Source organism: Candidatus Nitrosocosmicus sp. T (assembly GCF_054408485.1).
In genome coordinates this window covers 2484296-2503258 of the sequence record NZ_CP166992.1, presented here as the reverse complement: position 1 = coordinate 2503258, position 18963 = coordinate 2484296, and the positions used below count along the sequence as shown (strand labels likewise).

The window sequence follows — 18963 nt, the reverse complement described above, 5'->3', positions numbered from 1 at the left end:
AATAAATGCCCTCAAATTTTGGAAATTTTTTAGTCAATTAAAAATTTTTTGAAATTTAACATTATTAAATACGTTCCCTTTTAAGGTTAAAAACAAAGATTACAACCTTGGGCTTCAACTATTTCTATTGTCTATATTCCTATGATACTGGAAAGGGAAAAACTAAATAGAAAAAGTGTCAGGTTCTTTTAATATATTAGGATCTAGTTTCGTAAAACTATATCTTTTGTTTTTACTTCATTATAAACTATTTCTTAATTTTTAAAGGATCAAAATAATCCATGAACTATTTACCTGCGTTACTGAAACTCCATAAGGATTTATTATTTATAAAATAATGTATGAATTTTAGCTTTCATATATTTTGAAATCCTTGGTACAAGTACTTTGATTTCGTGGATCAAATAAATTTTATTTAGTCGGTAAATTCTTTATAAATAAAACAAATTGCAAGACTTCCTAACGTGTCGACCCATAAATCTACAAGCATGTCTAGGGGTTCTGTCTGAATGAATCCAGTTGGACCGTGAATGCTTACACTAATCCATTCATAAACTTCCCATAGCGTAAATCCTATCCAAGCTGCCCCTATACTAATAGGAAAATAATACCTTCTCTTCTTTGTAATCATAAAATTTAGAACAATTGCCGTTATTCCCATCGCAGATAACCCGTGAGTAATACTATCAATAGACGTTGTATCGTAAAGATGAAATGTGTATTCTGATAGAAAGTGTGTACCTAATGCTGCACCTCCGATAAAAAGCGTAAAAAATAACCATCCTTTACTGGTGTCAACTACCTTTTTTCCAATGAATTTGATTTCTATGCCGCTGTGCTCATTGTGATGTTGATGTCTTCGATACTCTTTTTCAGTTCTCAATGCAAAGTATAAGAATAAAAATCCAACGATTAGAAAAACGATTGAAATAATGGGATTGGAAAGCCAGTCTGGTCCATGCATGAATTATATAATCTTAATCAACAAAATATTTAATTTAGTCGGAAAATTCGATTTTTTAAGATCTTTTGTACTTCTTTAAAACATAAAGCTAGTCGAATCTGATGAAATCTATTCACTTTGTATTTTCACACGAATGTAATGCAGCATCTGCAGATTTATTAATTATAAGTGACGGAGCTAATGTCATAGACATTACAGCAAGTGATATTACAAGTAACTTTATTGTAATTTCATTAACTCTTGATTTCAGTTTATTTAAAAATATTTTATACTTTATATTTTGAATACAAGTTTTTTTAATTATCAAAGTATATAGATATTAGAATCCTATTTAATATACCGATATCGGCACTCATTATCCCAGAGTATCCCTTTGAGATAAAATAGGAGAAAATATGTATTATTTATTTTTGGTTTAACTAGTTAGGACTAAAGAACCTTTTAGCTTCAACATAGGCGTCACCTAGTACTTCTGAAGTTTCGTTAAGAAATGTTCCTGCTGTCTTTGATGTAACAATTTTTTCCGTAACATTACTTACGAATTTTCCAGTCTCTGTTATAGCTCCTTTTATTGACTCTGAGGCTTCTGTCTGTGCCGATGTTGTCTTTGCTGGGGTCTTGGTGAAAGTGTTAGTTTGGTTTATTGTTGAATTTGTCTGGCCTGGGTTTATTGTTGAATTTGTCTGGCCTGGGTTTATTGTTGAATTTGTCTGGGCATTCAATATATTCAAAGTGCCTGATGCTGCTATCAATACTGTCCCAAAAATAAATAAGATTCCAAAAACTACTTGTATTTCTTTCTCGCGTTTCATTTTATTCCTACGCTAATAATATTACATTTAACCTTATATCCTTATATCAATAAGCTCCTACGATCATGTAGACGATAACAATTTTTACAACCATAACTTTAATTTATCCATAGACCAAGATGGGAACAAGTATGCGAAATACAGAGATAAACAATTCTACTCTTTTTTGTAATTCTCATCTTTAAGACTTATTCACGATTCTTGGGCTTAATTACATTAAATCCATTAATTATTAGAAATTCTATTTGGTTTTATGTCCCACAGGGACGAAGATCTAGCCATAGTTTTTAATTCTTCTTATGATCATCTCATTATCATTTCTATATGCACTAATAGACAATGTTGAGATAATCAATGGCCAACATTTTATTTGATAAAATCGTCTTTTACATTTTTAACTTTAACCCAAAATGAAAAAATTTATAATTTTTAGTCGTCGATATCAGAGTATTTGTATTTACGTTCTGAATCTACACAGTTTTCAACAATTGTAATTTTGGCAATATCTTTAACATCACTGTTTCAATGATTTTACTAATTCGGAAGTTGGCTCGGTCTGAATAAAATTCAATTCACTAATTATTCATGTTGGCTAGTCATGGGTCTGTGCAAAATATTTGCTAGCATAGGATTATGGTTTATTTTCCTCCCAAATTAGCAACTATAACATTATATTTTTAATACATTGCAAATATTAATTAATTAGTATGAAAATAACGAGTAAAATAACAACATCTGTTTTGTATGTCTTGTCTATTGCACTACCTTTTTGTATAGTCGAATCTATGCCCGCGTCTATGGCTCAAATAAATAGTGAAGATGAAATGAGTGAATCATTAATATATGATAATCCAAACCTGGGATTTACATTAGAATACCCTTCTGATTGGATTAAAGAAGAAAGTCTATCCTTTATATCACCAAGATTATCGATATCCGACGAAGCCCCGGAATCCATAGCTGTAACTACAGAACCCAATCTTTCAAATCTTACGTTAGAAGAATATAGTGATTCATCTCTGAGTATCTTAGAAAGCCAGTTTTCCAACTATACTCTAATTGAGTCTTCTAATTCTACTCTATCTGGATACCCAGCACACCAAATAGTATATACATATACTTTAGAAGGTGTAAATCTAAAAAACTTGCAAATTTGGGCCATAGCAGATGATATGGTTTATGTATTAACTTATGGTGGAACTACTAAAGAATTTGAAGATTCATTGCCTGTCATTCAGAATATGATTGATTCATTTGAAATAACAGAAATACAATAATCTTTATTTTGTATTTAGATACAAGAAAACTATATTTCTTCTGATTTTTATTTTATTATAGAGACTTTACCATAAGGAATTAATCCTGACCGGAATCACGATGTCTTTTTTAATCGATTCAACGGATAATATGTTGTTTCTGGAAATTGATAGAATTTAAAAATAATGGTACTACAAAAATAACAAATTGATATCAAAAACAGGAAAATCCCCTGTAGATCTTCTTATCATACTCTATTTTAATAATCCACCTAATGAATCAGTTGCTTTTTGTGATAGAGATGAGTCCGATGAGGTGGAATTGTCTGTAGTTGATGTCGAACTATTATCTGTTCTTTGACTATTATCATTTCCGGTCAGTAACTTTGTTGCTTGATCTTTAATCGCGGATAAGTCTTGGGCCAATGCCACCTGGTCCAATGAATTGCTTACTAAAGAGGCTGTCAAAATAAATGACAGCATAAAATTTGCAATAATTAAAATTTTCATCAATCTTTTTCAAATTGTATTGTTTATAATACTATTTAAGCGGCACAAGATAGTAGTATGTTACTGATACATTATTTCACTCGGATATAGAAGTCGAAAGTTTTTCTATAGGAAGAATGAAAATTACTATAATGAGTTTTTACTATTGTACGGTACATTCAAAATTATTATATGGATAATTATCTATTAAATAATTAATCAAGACATCATAAAATTGCCATCTTGTTGGACAATTGTAATTTATGTCTACATATATCTCATTGACTTGTAATTTTAACATACTTTATAAGTATCTAACAGACGCTGCAGCCATAAATATGATATGCCTAATATAAAATGATACACAGTTAACTAAAGATAAGATAAATGCAAGAGAACAATAAAAATAAGAAGGTAGTTTCTGACAGTGAATTAGAAAGGCAAAGAATGATAGATGAAGGTGGTGCCCAACAATATGGTAGCAGCGATAAACGTAAAACAAAAGACGACAATGTTTTAATTGATTCGGAACATTAATCAAAATACCGTAACATAATAAAAAAAGAAATCGACTAGATGAAGAAAGTAGTCTATAAAATTGAATCAGGTCCAGAATAACGATATTGTATACAAACTATACAAATTAACAGATTAGAGGATCATGGAGCAATTATTTTAGTAGATGAATATCGTTCAATAAATCTCGTCGGACCAAAACTCCACGAATTCCTGGACTGTTGGATTTCAAAGATATAACGTTCATATGAGTGTCAAAGAATCAGAATAAAAAGACAAACTCAAATGAAATTACCATGAAGGAAATGTTTTATCAAACGATAAATCAAGTATTTACTTTAAAGGGTTCTTCTATATTCGCAAATTAGGTAACAACAATTATCACTTATCCTTGGAAAGCAATTCATATTGATCAATTGCTTTTTTCGTAATAAATACGTCTTCTACATCCTCGGGATTAACAAAAATGTAGTCGTTTCTAAGTAAGATATCTCTTATATGTTGACGCAATTCTAAGTTTGAATGGTCAAATTTATTCTTGGTATCCTTCTTACAAGCTTCCGTGTAAGCTTGTCTAAACTTAATCGAAGCCTTTAAGTTGCTTTTTGTCTTTTCAATTATAGTTTTTGTTACAAGATAGATTAACCGTCGTACCTCTGGAGAAACATCATCAGATATCATATTTACTGTAGATTAAGATCTTATTTAATTACTATACTAAGATTTTCAACTACCGGCTGACCCGGGGATTAGGTAGATATGTATTGTAAAAGCAGAAGAAAAAGTTAGCTTTGTACATCGGTCCATATGGTAAGGTGTATCGCAATGCATTGTATTGTAAAACTTAATAAATTCTAATATGTTGTAGAACTTTCCCAAAAGATTATAGTCTTTCATACTACTATACCTAATTCTATCATTCTATCTAGATTTGTTATACGAGTCCTATCATCGTGACCGCATTATCCTATTAAAAGGGGTAGCAGGTATTATGATAAGAAATTGACAGTGATTTATTTGAAACGTTATCGAAATCGTTAATTGACACTTTCTAAATAAAACGACATATAGAAATTTACTAAATAATTGTCAGCATAGATCTTCATTATTGAAGTAGCATTGTTCAATTATCTTTAATTATAACAAAAATAAGGATGCCTTAAATCTGATAATGTAGATGAATGTCATATGACTAAAATAGTTAAGCTTCAAGTCATATCGCCACCAAACACCGAGACGAAGACACTTTTTACTATGGATGATAATGATGTTTTATTCAAAGAGATCGTACTAGAATCCCACATATGTGGGTATTGTGGATTTGTTTTGGCAGAAAATGTAATGGTATATAATTATCGCGATATAATATTGCAATGTCCTAACTGTAAATCTTATAATGGAGCGCCGACGAGTGACAATTTTTAATAACCGGTTTGTATAGGCCTGTCATTCCTAGGTTCATAGTTACGAGAATTTTAACTCCCTTATTGGCCTCCCGTAATAGGCATTTTTACTGATACTCATTGCTGTAGAGCCTAAGGTCGTTATGAGAGTTTATCATCAGGTCTTGGTTGGTATATATGATTATTATTATTAATACTAAATTATTTATCAAAACTTAACCTAATTTGATAGGTAAAGTTTTGTATTTGGAATCAATTGAGGCATTTTAAATACTTTGTTCCATATTTAAGAATGATGAGTGAAGAAAAAGAAGTTTATGCACAAGATAAAATCGTAGAAAAAATACATAAAGAAGAGGGGTTAGATGAAAACGACAATAACTATAATGTTAGTGAAGCATTAAGCGATAGTAATCAACAAGATGCTGAAAAAGATAATACTGCCACTTAGGGCAACATAGTTACCACTTTGCCTCTCAAAGGCATATGAAAAATAGATGATTTAGAGGTAAAATTGCATCTGAGACATATTACCGATAGAAATACTCCATTTAAATACGCTCAGGATCAAACATATTATAATAAATCTAATAGCGCCAATTATGATTATTTTTCAGTGTAAAAACCGTCGCCAATCATTAATTTATCTAAATCTTATATGAGTCGTATAAATCACAAACCTATTATATTACTCTATTTGTTAAAGGCAAAGTAAATGTAATGGTGGCTCCGATACCATCTTTATTATTTTCAGCCCAGATTTTGCCTCCATGGGCTTCTATAATATTTTTTGAGATGTATAATCCCAGTCCTGTACCCTGAAAAGATTTTGTCGCAAATTTAGTAAACAATCGTGGTAATATTTCATTATCTAATGCAATACCTGTGTCTTTTATACTGACAATAACTATATGTTGAGAATCATAATCGTCTCTGGTAGTGGTAATGGCGTTAATTGTCTTTTCAATACTTATTGATATTACTCCTCTACCTATATCTTGTTCTGAAATTGATTTAATAGAATTATCAATTAAATTAGAAATTACTTGACCTATTCTTCTACTATCTGCATCCACTAGATATTCGGTATCAAAATGGTATTCAAATTTAATTTTCTTTGTATTATCCGAGATGTGTTCTAATTCTTTGATAATATTCACTATCAATTCATTAAAGCTAAAAACCTCTTTATTTGGTTTAAATAATTTACTTTCAAACTTAGTTACGTCCAAAATTTTTTCATTCAAATAGGATAATTTCTTTGCATCTTTTACTACTCTGTCCAATAATTCCATATGATGTATGTCTTTTGTCTTGTCTCTGACATATTCTGTTAAACCTATAATGGGAGTAAGAGGTGTTCTTAAATCGTGGGCTACTATGTTTATGAATTCCTTTTGCATTTTGTCATGAATTTTTAATTTTTCATGTGCATCTTTTAGCTGTTGATAGATCTCTGTTTGTTTCCAAAGACTATCAAATATTGCTACATAGGATAATACAGTTGGTTTGCTATTGGAATACGTTACAAATCCTATAGCTTCTGTTATTATTTGTTTTGTATCATCTTTAGTTTCTGCAACGAGAGACTGCTTTCTATCTATTACCAAAATTGATACTTTCGATAATGGTTCAATGCACCGGACTACAAAATTAGATTTATTTAGTTTAGTTATCATCTTCTCTATTTCATCATCCTTTGGGGTTAGAATTTTGATATTTATCCATGGTTTCGACTCTCCCAACTCCTCTAGTATCTGAAAGGAGCCGACCTTAGCCTGTCTGAGAAATGCATTAGAGGTAGACATTATTACTAATATTTCCGATTCAGCAGACTTTAAAAGATCAAAGACTTTCCTTTGTATATCTACAGGGCTATTCCTTGATTGCATAATTTCAGGAACAATTCCATCTTCTATTTCCCTTATCTTCTGTAAAAAAGGTTCCGCCTTTTTCCAAAACATTTGAAATATGTATTGCTGTTGTTCTATTACTTCCCTTTCGTTGCTGTATATAACAGGATTCAGAAGCTTTGTTTCTCTCCATGTTGTCATACCTAAAAATTCTGTATCATTTACACATACGGATCCCTTGACTCCATCAAGATGTCTGAGCTCACTTACAATCTCGCTAAGCTGTTTACAGTATTCAATATTGTCTTTTGTAACCTCTGTGATGAATCGAATTTTTGCTCCTCTATTTCTTGCTTTTACATAATTATTCTTATAAATATCCGATTTCATAATTACAGAAGGTCCATTCTTATCTACGCAAATGTCCATTCTTTCCCTAACATTCTCTAAAAAACGGATTCCGTAACTTACTGCAGTATCCATATCATATATCAAATCAGTTTTTCGATTACGGAGTGTAGTTTGTCCAGAGATTGTCAACTATTGTACTAAACAATAACGTCGTATATAAAAATAAAAATAATTTCATTGATCTGAGCAAAGTAACATATGGTAAAAATATGAAGTTAATGTTTTATACTCGAGAAGTAAAATGAAAATACTGAGAGTCGAATATAATCTTAGTTAATTAAGTCGAATTGAATTAACTAACACTTTTTAAACTTTTCAAGATAAGATTAAGATTAAGACTTAAATTGTTTTTATATCCAGTGACTACAATAACCTTTGAGTAGTGATATCGAAAAATAATGCCAAACCTGCAAAATCAGAAATTCTATACGGCTCAGAGAATGCCGTAGAGAGAGGAATTAGGTTTATGCAAAATACCATAATAAAAATGGATATCACATTCGACCATAAGGCTCCGTCTATAGTAGTTCAGCTTCCCGATTATCGTAACGGTTATAAAGATATTTTAGCGAGAGGGGGAAAAATTAGATGCATTACTGAAGTTACTCCTGAAAATATACAATACTGTAAAGAATTATTAAACTTGGTTAGTGAACTACGGCATCTAGATGGCTTAAAGGGGGGCATTGCAGTCAATGAGTCTGAGTATATGGCTACTACAGTACTTAAAGAAGCACAGCCATTAACCGAGGTGATATACAGCAACGTAGATGAAGTAGTTGCTCAGGGGCAATATGTTTTTGATACCCTTTGGAGGCACGCTACGCCAGCATTCAAAAGAATCAGAGAAATTGAATATGGAATAGAACCAATTAAAACCGAAGTTTTAGAAAGTCCTGAAGAAATTGCCGATAAAATTCATAAAATAATCAAAGAGTCAAAGTATCTACGTACATGTTCAACCATTGGTGGTATGCAATTAAGTCATAAATATCATCTTAATATCAATAAGAACATAATACGAGATCATCAACAAAGAAAGCATAGTGAACTCAGATGGATTACTTCTATAAATGACGAAAACGATATCAATATTGCCAAGTTATTTATGAAAGATGGGATAAAAATAAAACATACATCAGATAGGCCACCCATTAATTTTGTTATAAGCGATAAATGTTTTGCATCTACAACAGAAAAAATGATAGGTGGGGAAATGTTTCCAAATTTAATAGTAAGTAACGATCCACTATACTTGGAGTATTTTTCTACAATATTTGATAATATTTGGGAACAATCTGTGGAAGCAAAAGACAGAATAAACGAACTAGCGGATGCCGATCTTTTTAAAGCAAAAATAATATCAAATCCTGATGACTCCTTAAGACTAATCAACAAATTATATTCTTCAGCTCAGAAAGAAATTTTGATAATACTTCCCTCTTTTAACGGATTGTTACGAATGTTTAACTCCGGAGGTTTAGAAAAATTAAATGCATTGGCTTCTAAAGGAGTCACAGTGAAAATTCTCATAATCCATAGCCATAAGGTAGATCATTTGAAACAAATAAAAATAAAATACTCTGAAATTAAATTTAGGACATCTCAATTTGACTTTCCAATTCTTAATAGAATTACAATAATTGATAGAACAAAAACAATCATATTGAAAATAAAGGACGATACCAAAACTAATACTTCTAAGGCTACAGGCGTTACTACTTTTATTGACGGCGAATCTACTGCTTTATCTTATACTGCCGTTTTTGAGACTTTGTGGAATCAGATCGAGATATTTGATAGTTTAAAAAAAATTAATAAAAAACTTCAATCTCATGAAAGAATGCAAAAAGAGTTTCTTGATATAATTGCCCATGAACTAAGAAGTCCCATACAGCCAATTATAGGTTTAACAGAATATGTGAAAGGTAAACTCAAAGACAAAAATCAAATTGAGTTACTTGACTCGGTAATTACAAGTGGACAAAAACTCAATACCCTGACTGAAAATATTCTGGATGTTTCACGTATGGAAGACCATCTTTTTCGCTTGAAAAAAGAAAAATTTAATCTAAGCATGTCAATATCAAACACCATACAAAATTTTGATAATCTTTTAGTAAAAAGTAATAAAAATATAAAATTTGAGTTCAATAACTCTGAAAAATATTTTGTGGTTGGTGATAGAATTAGGATTGAACAAGTTGTTTCAAATTTAATTCATAATTCTATAAAAGCTATTTCAAGAGAAAATGATAAAAAAGAAAGTTGGATTTCAATAAAGATTAAAAGGCCAAAAAGAAAGTCCATCAAGTTGGAAGGAACAAGGCAAATGATTGAAGTCGTCATAGAAGACAATGGAGAAGGTATAGACCCAAAAATGATACCTAATTTATTTATAAAGTTTTCAAAGTCTATAGACGGGAATGGACTTGGATTATATATATCTAGAAAAATTATCGAGGCACACGGAGGTAAAATCTGGACAGACAATAACAAGAAGGATGGGGCGATATTTCGTTTTAGTTTACCAGTGTTGAATTAATCATCTATAACGATAGTCTGCGTTAATATAATCATTTTATTACACAAGAGAAATAAATGTAAATTGCTTCAAAAGCATGTCAACTTTGTGACTGTCTATATCCAATCCCATCATATCCTAGTTAACCAATGTACCATTATTCGTTGCTATTTTGGAGGCACCGGGTATATCTGACCAGATTGTAGGATCTAAAATATTGATTACATTCACTAATCCTATGAACATCATAAAAAGGATTATTGATATAAATCCTATTTTAGAGAATAATATACCCATATTATCACTATCGTTTAAAAAATTGAAACAAGCAACTGAAAAAATAATTACAATTACAACCGCAATAGTTACAAACATTGAACGATTAGGGAATTCAGCAGGAGAAAAAGATGAAATCGTAAGTAATATTAGGAATCCACCAATAACAGTAGCATTAATCATAAGCAGCTCTTTTGGATCTATATTCATACCATAATTGATACTAATGCAACTTTTATATCATACTAGATTCGCAACTTTTGGTAAAAATTTGTAACTCGATTTATAGGATATGGATTTGATAATTCAATTCACTAACTGAACCATATATATTATATAATTCATACTTCCTAGGATAACATATATACGATGAATATGAAATATCCTGAAATGAAGAACAAAGGAAACCTATAGAGAAGGACAAGAAGGGATTTCAACATCAACCAGAATTTGAAAAGACAGAAGAAAGGTCAACAGTTGCCTAATTTTTCATATTTTTATACAAACTATCATTATCATTATCATTATCTGTTTTGATAGTCTCATTGCAAGATTTCAATATCTTTTAGTACAAATGCAAATGTCATGTACTAATATTAGTATGATTGATACGGCAATTCTAATTGCTAATAATGACCGTGTTTCCAGATTTGTATCTAGAACTACTGATATACAAGAATCAATAATTTTCTTTCAATAACAAATAAGGATAATTTATTCAAAGGTATACAATTGATGTAATGTTAATAGATTATAATAACAATAGGAAAAAGAGTAAACTACAACATGAGTAGACGAGTTAATTTTAAAAGCACCATGGGAAAGCTTGCATTGTACTTTTTATCTTTCATTTTTTTAATTATGGGATTTATTTTTGTTTTCTATTGGTTAATGGGTGCATTTTTTCTATTGTTTTATATGTTTGCAGGAATGATGTTGTTAGGATTTGGGGGCTTTATTTTTTTCAGTCTGTACATGAATAAATAGAGCAATCAGAATAAAGCCTTATAGCTGACTTGTGAAAGGAAGGGTTTGTTTGTTTTTACGGTGTCTTAGGACAATTAATTATCCTTCTCTTTAGTTCATTATATCTAACTTTAAATGATAAAATATATCTATATGTTTATTTCATAGTTTTCCGGTAATTCAAGGATATTCGATTATAATGAATTGGACGTGTTAGACGAATACAAGAGGAAAAGAAATTTTAAGGCTTCTCCAGAGCCTAATGGAAACAACAATCTAAATAAAGAAAATTCTACAGCTATAGATGATACCGGCATCCCAGTTAACGACAATGATTCATCAAAACCAAGACCTCGATTTGTGATCCAAAAACATGAAGCGTCAAGACTGCATTATGATTTTAGACTAGAATCTATTAAAGAACATGTTCTCTTGTCTTGGGCCATACCTAAGGGACCATCTTTGGACCCATCCATAAAGAGACTGGCAATACAAACAGAAGATCACCCGGTGGATTACTTGTCATTTGAAGGCGTTATACCTAAAGGAAACTACGGTGCCGGAACTGTAGTAGTCTGGGATATCGGTGAATACAGCTTTGAAAAAAGTACCTTAGCAAAATATACTGCGAAGGAACATATAGAAGAAATACCCGAAGATTTAGACGTATCTGAGCTGGAAAAAAAATATAGAAAAATTACGTTTGTATTATATGGGCACAAACTAAAGGGCAAATTTTCTTTGGTAAAGACTAGGACTAAAAATCAGTGGCTATTGATTAAATTAAAGGATGATTATGCACGTGGTTCAAACAATAATGACAAGAATGGTGAAAAAGATATAACAGAAAGTAAACCTGAATCAGTGTTAACAGGAAAAACAAATAAGGATTTACTGCAATACAAATCCAATAAGACTCCGGAAAAGGATATAAAATCTGAAGACCGCACCATAAAATATCCTTCAGAGATTACAGATAATCCAAATACTCTAGATACCTTGGACGATCCCAATCTTGAAGCTATTAATCTGTCATTTGAAGATCCTTCATTAAAACAGATATGCTTTGAAGGAGTAAAACCTATGTTGTCCTCTCTTATTGATAAACCATTTAACAATAAGGATTGGATATTTGAAATAAAATGGGATGGAGTGAGGGCCATCACCCTTATGGATAGGCCCACTAAAACTTGTAAGATAAAATCACGTAGCGGTGATATTATTACTCACCGCTATCCTGAACTTGAGAACACTCTTAAAAGTGCTCTAAGAGAAGATATATTCAAAGAATTCGTCATCTTGGATGGGGAAATTGTTATTCTAGATAATGAGGGATACCCTGATTTTCAAAATCATCAAAAAAGGATGAATATTGACTCCACAAAGACTATTGAAATTTTGTCTAAACTTTACCCTGCAGTTTATTATGTTTTTGACATCTTATATTTGGACAATAATGACCTCATGCAGCTACCATTTATCGAAAGAAGAAAGATATTAGTCGACCTGATTAAGAAAGAGAACTCAAAAATAAGAATATCTGACTTTATTGACGAACTGGGGTTAGATGTTTTTGAGACTGTAAGGAGAATGAACTTGGAAGGGATCATTGGAAAGCATAGAAATAGCAAATATCATTCTGGTATCCGTACAAGAGACTGGCTCAAAATAAAAAATATCAAAACCCCGGATTGTGTAATCATAGGCTATACAAGAGGTGAGGGTAACCGAAAAAATTATTTTGGATCTCTCTTACTTGCGGCAATAGATAATTCTCTAAACAATACCAATACTGTTACCACAAATAATAACAATTCCATAAATAACATTGGAAAATTGAGATTTATAGGTCATACTGGTAGTGGATTTAATTTCGAAAGTCTCTCTATAATTCATAAAAGACTTAGAGAAATAGAAATTCCCAATTGTCCTGTTGATAACATTCCATATCTTAATAGGGAAACAGTATGGGTAAGGCCCATAACAGTAATAGAAGTGAAATTTAACAATTGGACTTTTAATAAGATAATGCGGGCACCTATATTTCAAAGACTTCGAGAAGACAAGCCGCCACATCAATGTATCATTGAAATTTCAAATAAAATAACGAACGATGAGGATGATAACGACTTAAAAATAATACCTAATAAGAACAGTAGTCACGCGACTGTGATTGACCAACAATTTTCCAATATGAAAAAGGAATTTTGGGGGGCAACAGAGTATCGTCCAGCTATTACAAAAGGAGATTTAATGGAATACTATAATAAAATAAGTGAATATATTCTACCTTACCTTCGAGACCGTCCTATATCTCTTAGTAGATACCCAGATGGAATATATGGAAAAGCGTTTTATCAAAAAGATTGGAAAAATGAGAAACCTCACTATGTCAGAACAGTCAAGGTATATTCAGAATCAAATAATGATGAGATCAACCATATTGTATGCAATAACAGGGAAACTTTACTATGGCTTGTAAACTTGGGATGTATCGAAATACATCCATGGAATAGCAGGGTCAATGATTATAATCAATGCAATAAGATAGATGCAATAAAAACAGAGGAATGTGGCCTAAACTATCCTGATTTCATAGTTTTTGATTTGGACCCATACATAAATATTGATAATGAAAATGAATCAAAGGAACCATCTTATAGTTTAACGGCTTTTAGAACGACTGTAGAAATTGCTCTAGGTTTGAAAGTTATCTTTGATGAATTGAATATAAGTTCTTATGTAAAAACATCAGGAAAAACAGGATTACATATATTTATTCCCATCATCAACTTGTACACCTATCAACAAACGAGGGAATTTGCCCGAGTGATATCTCAAATCTTCAATAAACGCAGTCCTGGCAAGATAACTACAGAATGGAAAACAACAAATAGAAAAGGAAAAGTGTTTTTTGATTATAATCAAAATTCATTTGGGAAAACACTAGCGTCCATTTTTTCATCAAGACCTGTAGAAGATGCCACTGTTTCAGTTCCGCTAAAATGGGAAGAAATAGGAGACATTGTACCTACTGATTTTACAATAAATACAGTACCTGGTATCTATAAGAGGAAAATAAGTCCATGGAAGGATATATTATCACGTAAACAGAATCTTGAAGAAATTCTCGAACGCATTTCAGATTTCAAAGTTTAAGAAAAAACAGAACCTACAGGCCAATAATCAACATCATTTTCAAAGGCATGTTCTTGTCCCAATTCTTATAAGGCATATACAGAAAGCAAGGTTGTCTTAATAAATTTCTTTAAATTTCTTTAGTACTAGTTCTTGATTGTTTTGCTTCTTTGAACACTTGCTTTCAAGGCCTCTATTAGGTTATAGCTAGTATCCATTGAATCTTCTTTCTCCTCAGTTTTGTAAGTAATCCCTTTAGATTTTGCAGTTACCATTTTTTCCAATTGTTTTGTATATTCATCTGAATACTGTGTTGCATCAAACTGTGAATTACTCAAGTTTCCTATTAACATTCTTCCAAGTTCCAATTCTTTCTCATTTATAGGTACTGAAGAAACAGAAGACTCAGACCCCGGCATTCCCTCTATTTCATCTATGGGTGTTATCTCTTCTTGATACATTAATTGATGCATTATCAAACCCCTTTGATAAGGACGAATTGCAACCAAATGTTCCCTATCCTTCAGTACGACCTTTCCTATCGCGATTTTGGCTGTTTCTTTAAGTGAATTAACAAATAATTTATAGGCCCTGGTGGAAGCAGATACTATACTTTCTTTCTGTTTGTTTTTTCTTTTCCCAACGGTTTTGTCTACAAAAGGGGAGACATAATAACTCTTTTCGATAAAAATAGTGTCAAAATCTTTAATATTTATAAATTCTTTAATATCAATTGTTTTGGTAGTTTCTGCTTTAATTTTATCCAGATCCTCTTTTTCTATTATTATGTACTCGTCCTTTGCAATCTTGTACCCCTTTTTTATCTCCTCATAGGGAATTTCCTTCTCTTCTATTGCACACCATCTTTTATACTGAATTTTGTGTCCTTTTTCATCCAACTGGTTAAACGAATATTCGTTGCCGCTATCTGATACCGTAAATAGCTTGATTGGAATGTTTACTAATCCAAATGAAATACTGCCATTCCAAACACTTCTGGTACCCACGGATAATCTAAAATAATATGATTATCTATGTATTTATGACAATATATGAATTATTATTTTACATAGAATTAGTATTTTTTTACACAATATAGTAAGATAATTTTCCTCGCTTTTTTTGCTTAGATAAATAATTAGGTACATAGGTAGATAAAAGAATAATATCATCTCTTTTTGGTATTGTTCCTTTAAATTTACTTAATGATCATTGATTCTAACATGTCAATAGCGCCTAGAAATTCTGGGGTATTTTCTGTTTTTATTATGTTACTAATAAGGTAGAAATTATCGGTTAGTTTATGTAACTTTTGCGATAAATTAGGAATAATAAAATAAAAGAAGTACTAGATATCTAACTTTGTTTTCTTCGATATTTCATATTTGCCATAAAGCCTGTTCTCATAAAGTCCTATTAGTGTCCTCCAATCTTAATTCGGATCATAGGGTTCTTTTGGTGCATTGGAAACACTATCAGTATGATTAGAATACTCTTTGACGCCTAGGTTATCAGGTGTTAAATTGCTAAACAAGTAATTAATGTCTTCAGATATATTTTGGAGGACGAGACCGTTAGAACCGAAGGAATTCATTGAGATCAATATTGGCAATATCATCAAAATTACTGCATATTGTATCATCAGAATAAGGTATCATCAAAGACTAAAATACATAGTCAAATATTTACTAGTTAAATTATTGTGAAAGAATCGTACAAAAAGATTAAGTCAAGGTTTTAATGATTAGGCTATCATAGTTTGTCCTAATAATATCCTTCTCTTCTGCCGTAGCTTTGGGGGAAACACTCCCAAGTGTTGCTAATAATATCACACGAAAAAATACAGTCCGCATTTTGATTCAATACATCTCTAATGAATGTAGCACGATATGTAACTCCAAGAAATGATAGAATTTACAAATGAAAATTGTGCAATTGAATTCTATTACTACAGGCATACCACTATGATATTATTGTATAAATTATTTGCGAATTAAATATAAAATTTAAACCTCAGGGTAATACTGCTGTTATTGAGCTGTACCGTGATAATCTTTTACATTTTTATAGTTAACTATCTGTTCTCTATTTTTGGGTATCTTGTTATAAATTATCAAGATATATTAGTAAATATTTTTTGTATCTGTTTTTTTACATCTTTTGGCATATTAGAATCTTCAATTATCTGGTGAAGGTCGGTTCTAGTAATACAAAGTCCTTTTTTATTTATTTTGTAAAACCATTTGATATCATCAGGGCTTAGCATACCTGTTTTTTTATCACATCCTCGCATTCCACATATGGCTAGCTCATCTTTACTGAAGCAAATGTGTCCAGATGGGCATTCAAAGATCATATAAGGATTATACATTGAACTTGTATGTAAAAATATTTCATTCACACTATACTAAGTCTTATCTTTTAATTATTCTCGGTTTAATCAAATTATGTAGTCATGTACTATTCTAGTTTACCACTACGAGCATTAGTACATTATAAGTGAGCAGAAATTTCTAGTAATATTATCTTAACAAATTCAAATATTTAAGATTCGCATTGTAGTATGTAAGTCAAATATTGTCTGCATGAAGAAACAAGTCAATTGTAGCAACAATTAGGTCGAGATGAGATACGTTGAGGTAAATGGTCAATATTTGTTATTCATTCATTCACTATTTTTTGTTACTGTAATTTGTTTAGATTTACAAAAAGCAGTTTTAATCATGATGACCATGTCTTGCACCTTAAATAAAGGTGACTACTTAGTACGACTGCTCACTGTTAAACTTTCTTATGCTTTACCAAATACGGTTACTTTAAAAGATCTAATCAAATGTAAAGGTAGTACAAGTGCTAGGTTGTAAGAATTTTTCAGGTACTTCTTGAATTATTCGGTTTGTAGCTTTCCACCCCGTGCAATGGCAAGGAATCAAATATCTTGGATCTATCTTTTTCAATTCTGTTATTGTTGGTTCGATTGCATCCTCATAAATTCCACCACCAGTTAGATGAAAACCGCCTATCACGGCATATATTTTGTTAATTCCTGTAAGCAATTTGGCGTATCTAATTGTGTTAATAATACCTCATGCGCACAACCACTAATGATTACTAAGCCTTTGTTCTTTATGTTAGCGACAATGGCTTGGTCATCATTTACCAAGGGATCTGGAATAAGGTTACCTGTATTAAGATCTTCCTTGTACTGCCATGGAAATCCCTTTTCATAGGCTGTCGTTCGTGGAATCCAACCAGTAACCAGTAATTTAGGTGTTGAATTGTCAGCAGGGTTATCGTTTAACTGATATGGATATTCTTCTATACTGTCTTGAGAAATTAGACTGGGGTTTTTCCTTGTCACTATAATTGCTCCCAGTCTTTGTAATTCCTCTATGTCTAGGAAAGGCATTCTGGACTTACCCTTGCCATTAGGGAATACTATCCATCTTCTCAAAAAAGTATCGGGATGGTAGATTAATCTTACCGGCTTATTGATTCTTTTTAGAATGCTTGGGAGACCAGTAAAGTGATCAAAATGCCCATGACTGAGTATGATAGAATTTATGGAATTGAAATTTATTCCTAATATTTCAGCATTAGAAATAACACCATTCTCGCTGGTTCCACAATCAAATAAAATTATGTTTTCATCGGGTGATTCATCTTTATTCCGATATGTCATAGTATCATTTGATCTAACTTTAATTAAGGCTGAAAAACCATGTTCTGCAACGGGAGGAGGAAGAGGGAGAAATTGTTCATTTTTCATCATTGGAGGGCGAATTGCTATTAATGATGATGGTAACAATCTGTCAGTATAATTATCCATCAATAATGTAATCGATAAACTGTCAATTTTGGATAGTGTCACATACACAAATGAGAGTTTAATGAAAAAAAGTTTTCTATTCGAATTGAACTAATAAGGTTAGAATCTATGAACTTGATATTGATACTATTTTCTTAATGTAAATATGTTGAATTTCTTGATTCTATTATTTAGGGAAAACTTTTCTTGTATACTAATTAAATATTCTCTTTCTAGTCTAATTCTAAAACTGCTAGGCTATTGAGTATTGCAGTCTGTTAGCAATCCCAATATATTTTTTCTATAGTATCAATGTTATAAATAATCTCACTTTTAGAGCAAAAACCAAACAATGAAATTGTGTATGACGATGTTGACAAAAACGATGAGGTATATTAAGTAATTCGCTCTAAAAGAAAGTATGAATCATGCTCTATCCCTACAAAGAATCATATGGATAGGTTGACGAAAACCTTTACTCATTCTTGGTTTTTTGAATTATAGTCAATAAGTTTGGAAAGTTTTTGAGTAAAAAGAGTGAATGGTA

General features: G+C 31.2%; 17 protein-coding genes. 6 read left to right on the top strand and 11 right to left on the bottom strand.

From position 1 onward, the window contains the following. Positions 1–415 precede the first annotated feature (415 nt). Positions 416–964, bottom strand: a complete 549-nt coding sequence (locus AB0A59_RS12860; protein ID WP_458744375.1) for a hypothetical protein — start codon at positions 962–964, stop codon at positions 416–418. A 419-nt stretch (positions 965–1383) separates the two neighbouring features. Then, positions 1384–1776, bottom strand: coding sequence for a hypothetical protein (locus AB0A59_RS12855; protein WP_458744374.1), 393 nt, complete (start codon positions 1774–1776; stop codon positions 1384–1386). A gap of 707 nt (positions 1777–2483) precedes the next feature. Here AB0A59_RS12855 and AB0A59_RS12850 point away from each other — a divergent pair. After that, positions 2484–3053: a PsbP-related protein gene (locus AB0A59_RS12850; RefSeq protein WP_458744372.1), complete on the top strand. Its 570-nt coding sequence runs from the start codon at positions 2484–2486 to the stop codon at positions 3051–3053. Between the two features lie 234 nt (positions 3054–3287). Here the strand turns inward: AB0A59_RS12850 and AB0A59_RS12845 are convergent, their stop codons facing one another. Beyond that, positions 3288–3542, bottom strand: a complete 255-nt coding sequence (locus AB0A59_RS12845; protein ID WP_458744370.1) for a hypothetical protein — start codon at positions 3540–3542, stop codon at positions 3288–3290. 366 nt (positions 3543–3908) lie between these two features. On the opposite strand from AB0A59_RS12845, the gene AB0A59_RS12840 reads away from it, so the two are divergent. After that, complete coding sequence (locus AB0A59_RS12840) at positions 3909–4058, top strand: hypothetical protein (RefSeq protein ID WP_458744368.1); 150 nt, start codon at positions 3909–3911, stop codon at positions 4056–4058. A 360-nt stretch (positions 4059–4418) separates the two neighbouring features. On the opposite strand, the gene AB0A59_RS12835 is transcribed toward AB0A59_RS12840, so the two are convergent. Beyond that, a complete protein-coding gene (locus AB0A59_RS12835; RefSeq protein ID WP_458744367.1) occupies positions 4419–4718 on the bottom strand; it encodes a hypothetical protein in 300 nt (99 codons plus the stop codon). Between the two features lie 507 nt (positions 4719–5225). Between AB0A59_RS12835 and AB0A59_RS12830 the strand changes: the two genes are divergently transcribed. Further along, a complete protein-coding gene (locus AB0A59_RS12830) occupies positions 5226–5462 on the top strand; it encodes a hypothetical protein (RefSeq protein ID WP_458744365.1) in 237 nt (78 codons plus the stop codon). Positions 5463–5732: 270 nt separating this feature from the next. Continuing rightward, positions 5733–5891: a hypothetical protein gene (locus tag AB0A59_RS12825; RefSeq protein ID WP_458744363.1), complete on the top strand. Its 159-nt coding sequence runs from the start codon at positions 5733–5735 to the stop codon at positions 5889–5891. Positions 5892–6123: 232 nt separating this feature from the next. Here AB0A59_RS12825 and AB0A59_RS12820 read toward each other — a convergent pair whose 3' ends face one another. Continuing rightward, positions 6124–7833, bottom strand: coding sequence for an ATP-binding protein (locus AB0A59_RS12820; protein ID WP_458744361.1), 1710 nt, complete (start codon positions 7831–7833; stop codon positions 6124–6126). Between the two features lie 253 nt (positions 7834–8086). Between AB0A59_RS12820 and AB0A59_RS12815 the strand changes: the two genes are divergently transcribed. Further along, on the top strand, positions 8087–10249 hold the full coding sequence (locus AB0A59_RS12815; RefSeq protein ID WP_458744359.1) for a sensor histidine kinase: 2163 nt from the start codon (positions 8087–8089) through the stop codon (positions 10247–10249). A 117-nt stretch (positions 10250–10366) separates the two neighbouring features. Here the strand turns inward: AB0A59_RS12815 and AB0A59_RS12810 are convergent, their stop codons facing one another. Next, positions 10367–10714, bottom strand: a complete 348-nt coding sequence (locus tag AB0A59_RS12810) for a hypothetical protein (RefSeq protein WP_458744357.1) — start codon at positions 10712–10714, stop codon at positions 10367–10369. Between the two features lie 966 nt (positions 10715–11680). On the opposite strand from AB0A59_RS12810, the gene ligD reads away from it, so the two are divergent. Further along, positions 11681–14629, top strand: a complete 2949-nt coding sequence (ligD, locus tag AB0A59_RS12805) for a DNA ligase D (protein WP_458747613.1) — start codon at positions 11681–11683, stop codon at positions 14627–14629. Positions 14630–14754: 125 nt separating this feature from the next. Here ligD and ku read toward each other — a convergent pair whose 3' ends face one another. The 5 genes from ku to AB0A59_RS12780 all read right to left on the bottom strand — a co-directional run bounded on the left by ku (position 14755) and on the right by AB0A59_RS12780 (position 18479). Then, complete coding sequence (gene ku, locus AB0A59_RS12800; RefSeq protein WP_458744356.1) at positions 14755–15615, bottom strand: non-homologous end joining protein Ku; 861 nt, start codon at positions 15613–15615, stop codon at positions 14755–14757. 425 nt (positions 15616–16040) lie between these two features. Continuing rightward, positions 16041–16226 (bottom strand): hypothetical protein, encoded by a 186-nt coding sequence (locus AB0A59_RS12795; RefSeq protein ID WP_458744354.1) that lies wholly within the window; start codon positions 16224–16226, stop codon positions 16041–16043. Between the two features lie 495 nt (positions 16227–16721). Continuing rightward, a complete protein-coding gene (locus AB0A59_RS12790; RefSeq protein ID WP_458744352.1) occupies positions 16722–17009 on the bottom strand; it encodes a hypothetical protein in 288 nt (95 codons plus the stop codon). 424 nt (positions 17010–17433) lie between these two features. Continuing rightward, a complete protein-coding gene (locus AB0A59_RS12785) occupies positions 17434–17634 on the bottom strand; it encodes a hypothetical protein (RefSeq protein WP_458744350.1) in 201 nt (66 codons plus the stop codon). After that, complete coding sequence (locus AB0A59_RS12780) at positions 17631–18479, bottom strand: MBL fold metallo-hydrolase (protein ID WP_458744348.1); 849 nt, start codon at positions 18477–18479, stop codon at positions 17631–17633. Before AB0A59_RS12780 ends, AB0A59_RS12785 begins: the two co-directional genes overlap by 4 nt. Between the last annotated feature and the right edge of the window lie 484 nt (positions 18480–18963).